The organism is Mycobacterium gordonae (assembly GCF_001417955.2).
Classification (GTDB): domain Bacteria; phylum Actinomycetota; class Actinomycetes; order Mycobacteriales; family Mycobacteriaceae; genus Mycobacterium; species Mycobacterium gordonae_B.
In genome coordinates this window covers 1-4735 of the sequence record NZ_LKTM01000094.1, presented here as the reverse complement: position 1 = coordinate 4735, position 4735 = coordinate 1, and the positions used below count along the sequence as shown (strand labels likewise).

General features: G+C 67.3%; 5 protein-coding genes. All 5 read left to right on the top strand.

Going from position 1 to position 4735, the window contains the following annotated elements; all coding sequences use genetic code 11:
- The coding region (locus AO501_RS10190; protein ID WP_082658529.1) for a hypothetical protein at positions 1–945 on the top strand (945 nt) is incomplete at its 5' end.
- A gap of 43 nt (positions 946–988) precedes the next feature.
- On the top strand, positions 989–2356 hold the full coding sequence (locus AO501_RS10185; RefSeq protein ID WP_055577602.1) for a hypothetical protein: 1368 nt from the start codon (positions 989–991) through the stop codon (positions 2354–2356).
- A gap of 32 nt (positions 2357–2388) precedes the next feature.
- Complete coding sequence (locus tag AO501_RS10180) at positions 2389–3483, top strand: methyltransferase (RefSeq protein ID WP_055577601.1); 1095 nt, start codon at positions 2389–2391, stop codon at positions 3481–3483.
- Between the two features lie 140 nt (positions 3484–3623).
- Positions 3624–4037, top strand: a complete 414-nt coding sequence (locus AO501_RS10175; RefSeq protein ID WP_055577600.1) for a hypothetical protein — start codon at positions 3624–3626, stop codon at positions 4035–4037.
- Between the two features lie 245 nt (positions 4038–4282).
- Positions 4283–4735 (top strand): PE family protein (locus AO501_RS10170; protein WP_156452453.1); only part of this gene is annotated, 453 nt, incomplete at its 3' end.

The following is a 4735-nucleotide window of genomic DNA, read 5'->3' as shown; positions in this document are numbered from 1 at the left end:
GGTGACTACAACACCGGCATCGGCAACACCAGCATCGGCAACACCGGTATCGGCAACACCGGCAGCTACAACACCGGCTTCGGCAACACCGGCAGCAACAACACGGGAAGTTTCAACGCCGGCAGCTTCAACACCGGTGACGCCAACCCCGGCGATCGCAACACCGGAAGCTTCAACGGCGGCAGTATCAACACCGGCTTCGCCAACTCAGGCGACCTCAACACCGGTTCCTTCAACACCGGCAGCATGAACGTCGGCTCCTTCCAGCTGGCCGACGGCCAGCAGGGTACGACCATCCCGATCAAACTCCCGGCGATTCCGATCGACCTGGTGGCAGGTGCCAACGTGGCAATCCCGGTCACCGGCTTCATCCACCCGATCACCATCCAGCCGATCCCAACGTTCGGCATCCCGCTCAACGTGAACGTCACCGTTCTTCTCACCATCAATGTCAGTGGAACCCTGCAGTCCCCGGCGATATCCCCCATCGTCGTCAACCCGATCGTTTTCAATGACCTCATGGTCGGGGCGAACCTCCTCATCCCCTTCAACATGAACCTCCTCGGCCAGTTCGACCTCTCCTTGCCGGCGATGCTCGGTGTCGGGAACTCCTCGGTGTCGTCGGGGTACTTCAACGGGAATTCCAGCGGCACGTCTGGTTTCTTCAACTCCAGCGATCTGAGTTCGGGCTTCGCCAACGCCAACGGGGCCCTGACCTCGGGCTGGTACAACTCCGGTTCGTTGCTGTCGGGCTTCCAGAACCTGGGCGACGCCATCTCGGGCTTCGCCAACACCAGCACAGTCAACGGTGCGGCGTTCATGTCCGGCGTCGGCAACATCGGCAGCCAGGTCTCCGGCTTCTGGAACGGCCAGATGAGTGTGCTGCAGCAGGCCCTGGCGGCCCTCTCACCGCTGCAGGCCAGTCTCGTCACCACCACCACGTAGCGGCGTAGGAGAGTGGCGAACAGCCGCGTGACAGACTGGATTCATGGCTGCGCTGTCGGCGGTGGTATTCACGCTGAGCGGGTGGCTGGGGCTGTATCTGCTGGCCCGCGACCCGCGCAAGCCGGTGCTCGTGCTGGCTTCGATCGGGCTTTGCGGCTTCGCGTCGGTCGTGGCCCTGGACGCGGTGCGCACCACCAGCGCGACGCACGCCGCGCTGCTCAGTCAGCTCGAGGTCTACCTGGTGGCCGTGCCCGGAGTGGCGTGGTTCGCGGTGCTTCTCGAACTGGCCAGGCCCGCCGACGGCGCCCGCGGACGAACCGGTGAGGTGCTGCTGGTCGGCGGCGTCGCCGCGGCGGCGGTCCTGGCGGCCACGGCGGCCGGGAACGTCGACGGCCCGCTGAGGCTGGGCCATTGGCTGATGTCCGCAGTCATCTCGGTCTCCACGCTGGGGGCGATGGCCCGCAACGTGCTCCGGCCGGTCCGGCCGGCGCCGGTCATCGGAGCTGTCGTCGTCGCGACGCTGTTCTTCGCGCTGGCGAACGCCATCCTGATCATCCCGTTGGGACTGGTGCCGAGTTGGCTCGCGCTGGCGTCGACAGGCTTCGATGTGCTGCTCCTCGGGGTGGCGGTGGCTCTGTGGGACGCCTTCGACGAGGGACAGGCGTTACGGGCCGACATGCTGCGTTCCTTTGTCGGCTGCTCGGCCGTGTCGCTGCTGTTCGGTGGTCAGGCACTGACCGGACTGGCACTGACCCGCGCCGACCCGACCGCGCAGACCGCGATGACCGTGCTGCTGTTCACCAGCCTGGCGGTGGCGATCACGGTGCAGGTACTCGCGGACCCCATGGCCGGGATCCTGGACCGGTTGGCCTTCTTCCGGTCGCCCGAGTTGCGGGCTGACCGGGCGGCGCTGCGTGGCGCGGGCGCGGCGCTGCCGCTGCGGTCGGAAGACCCTCTGGTCGACATTGACGACGACACGTTCGTCCGGCTCACCCGGCGGGCGCTGGGCCATTACGGAGACCTGACCAAGCTGGTTGCCAGCCCGCTGACCGCGCTGCCGGTGATCGACGAGCGCCTGGCCGCCCGCGGCGCACCGGATCATCCCGTGGAGCGCGCCAACGAACTCAAGGCGGTGCTCGCCGACGGCATCAGCCGGCTCAAGCCGCGAGACGGCGACTTCGGCACGACCGAGGAATGGCGCTACTACAACTCGCTGTATTTCCCCTACGTGGTCGGCGTGCGCGCCTACGCTCAGAACGCCACCGCCGCGGGGTTGGACCCGACGGCACGGCAAGCTTGGCAGTGGCTGGTTACCGAGGTACCCCAACGCTCACTGCACAATTGGCAGAACGCGGCGGCGCGGTTGATCGCCGCCGACCTAAGAGGCCGGGTCACTGTCCCTAGCGATTGATCTCAGCGCGCCTCTCACACCAGCAGACGGAGATGCGTGTGCCTGACAAACTGCCGCCAGCCCGCGTCGTTCGGGCGCTCGAAGTGGTCCGCGACCGCCTGGCCCGATTGCGCCAGCGGATGGTGCCGGCGCCGGCGGCGATGTTGGAGATCATTCTGGACGCCTGGGCAGCTCAGGCGGTTGCCGCGGCAGCCGAACTCGGCATTGCCGACGCTCTCGCCGGCGGGCCGTTGACCGCCGACGAGCTGGCGGCGGCCGTCGGCGCGGACGCCGACGCACTCGGCCGGTTGCTTCGGGCGTTGATCGGACGCGGCGTCTTCCGTAGGCGCCGCGACGGTCGCTACGAATTGAACCCGCTGGCAGAGGCGTTGCGCAGCGACGCCGAAGTCTCATTGGCCGGCATGGCCCGGTTCGTGGGCGCTCCGCAGCAGCGTGAGCATTGGAGTGCACTGGCCGACGCCGTGCGCAGTGGGCGATCAGTTGTCCCCGGACTGCGGGGCAAGCCGTTCTTCGAGTACCTGGCCGGCGAACCGGAGCTCGCACAGATCTTCAACCAGGCCATGACCGGGACGTCCGAGCTCTCCATCGCGCCGCTGGTCGCGGCCTACGACTTCAGCGGCTTCTCGACCATCGTCGACGTCGGTGGCGGCCACGGCCGGCTGCTGGCCGCGATCCTGAACACGGTGCCCCACGCGCACGGCATCCTGTTCGACCAACCCCAGGTGGTCGCCGGGGCGCCGGCTGAACTCCGCGAACATCACGTCGAAGACCGGGTGCGCATCGTCGAGGGCTCCTTCTTCGAGGATGACCTGCCCGTCGGCGGGGACGCGTATGTACTGAAGAACATCATTCACGACTGGCCCGACGACGACGCGGTCCGCATCCTCACCAAGGTGCGCCAGGCGGCCGCGCCGGGCAGCCATGTCCTGCTTCTGGAGCAGGTTATCGCCGACAACGACCGCGACATCCCGGCCAAGTGGATCGACCTGGAAATGTTGGTGATGGTCGATGGCCGTGAGCGAACCGAGTCCGAGTACGGCCGGTTGTTGCAGCGCGCCGGCTTTCGGATGACACGAGTGGTGCAGACGGCGTCGCCCTTCGGCATCGTGGAGGCCCGGGCCGTCTGAGCGGTGGACCAGAAAACGTCCTGGTCATTGCGTGCATGGCAGTAATTGGCAGTGCCGTGCGTCGATCTGGCAGTGCATAACCGGCACCGTCAAGGGTGTTCGACCCGAACCAACGCCCACAAGCCAGAGGAGACCCGAACATGACCGCAATTTCTGGGGTGGAGCACCGCCCGTTATCCGACTCCAACGACTCGCTGCTTCGATTCGCGATGCGGGCCGACGCCACCTTGACCGGACTGATGGGTCTGGCCGTCGCCGTGGCGGCCGATCCGGTTTCGCGGTTGACCGGGCTGACGTCCGGTCAGGAATACAGCATGGGCGCCTTCTTCGTCCTCTACGGACTGGCGGTGTTCAGCCTGGCCGCGCTGCCGAACCTGCGTCGCGCCGGAATCGGCGTCGTCGCGGCGAATCTGGTGTACACGGTCGCGGCGATCGTTGCCGCGGAACTGGTGCCGATGACGTCGATCGGAGTGGCCGCGACCCTGGGCAGCGGCGTCTACACGCTGGCCTTCGCCGGCCTGCAGTACCTGGGAGTGCGCCGCCTGGCGGCCTGACTCCCCTTCCCGCCGAGCGGGGTTGCCATCGCCTGAGCGTTGCGGTGCGCGGCCCCGCTTGGCCTGTCGCGGCGCCTGTGCACTGTGCACGGCGCCGCTGACAGGGTCTGTGCACTCTGCCCGATGTCAGCACGGTATCGAAAGGGTCAGTCTGGCAAGACTCAAAGTCGATGGGGCAGTGGTTCATTGGCCGTCCTCGTCTGGCCTGTGCCGGCCCCGTCGTCGTGACCCGATGGAGGACAGTGATGACATTCTTGGTTGCCGCACCGGATGTGGTGGCGCACGCCGCCGGGCAGTTGGCGAATGTCGGTTCGATGCTGAGCGAGGCCAGCAGCGCGGCCGCCGGCCCCACAACTGCCCTGGCAGCGGCCGGCGCCGACGAGATTTCAGCGGCGATAGCCGAGCTGTTCTCGGCGCACGCCCAGACCTACCAGGCGGTCAATGCCCAGGCAGCTCTGTTCCACCAGCAATTCGTACAGTCCATCGCGGGTGCCGGCGCGTCATACGCGGCCGCGGAAGCGTTGAACGCGTCGCCACTACAGGCGATCGAGCAGGGCGTGCTGGGTGTCGTCAACGCCCCTACCCAATTGCTCTTGGGTCGCCCTCTGATCGGTGACGGCGCCAACGCAACCACCCCGGGCGGTGCGGGAGGGGCCGGCGGCCTGCTGTGGGGGAACGGTGGTAACGGTGCCGCGGGG

Bases quoted from the DNA above. Each gene is read 5' to 3' on its own strand.
- AO501_RS10180 (WP_055577601.1), top strand. From the start codon at position 2,389: ATGCGTGTGCCTGACAAACTGCCGCCAGCCCGCGTCGTTCGGGCGCTC.
- AO501_RS10175 (WP_055577600.1), top strand. From the start codon at position 3,624: ATGACCGCAATTTCTGGGGTGGAGCACCGCCCGTTATCCGACTCCAAC.
- AO501_RS10185 (WP_055577602.1), top strand. From the start codon at position 989: ATGGCTGCGCTGTCGGCGGTGGTATTCACGCTGAGCGGGTGGCTGGGG.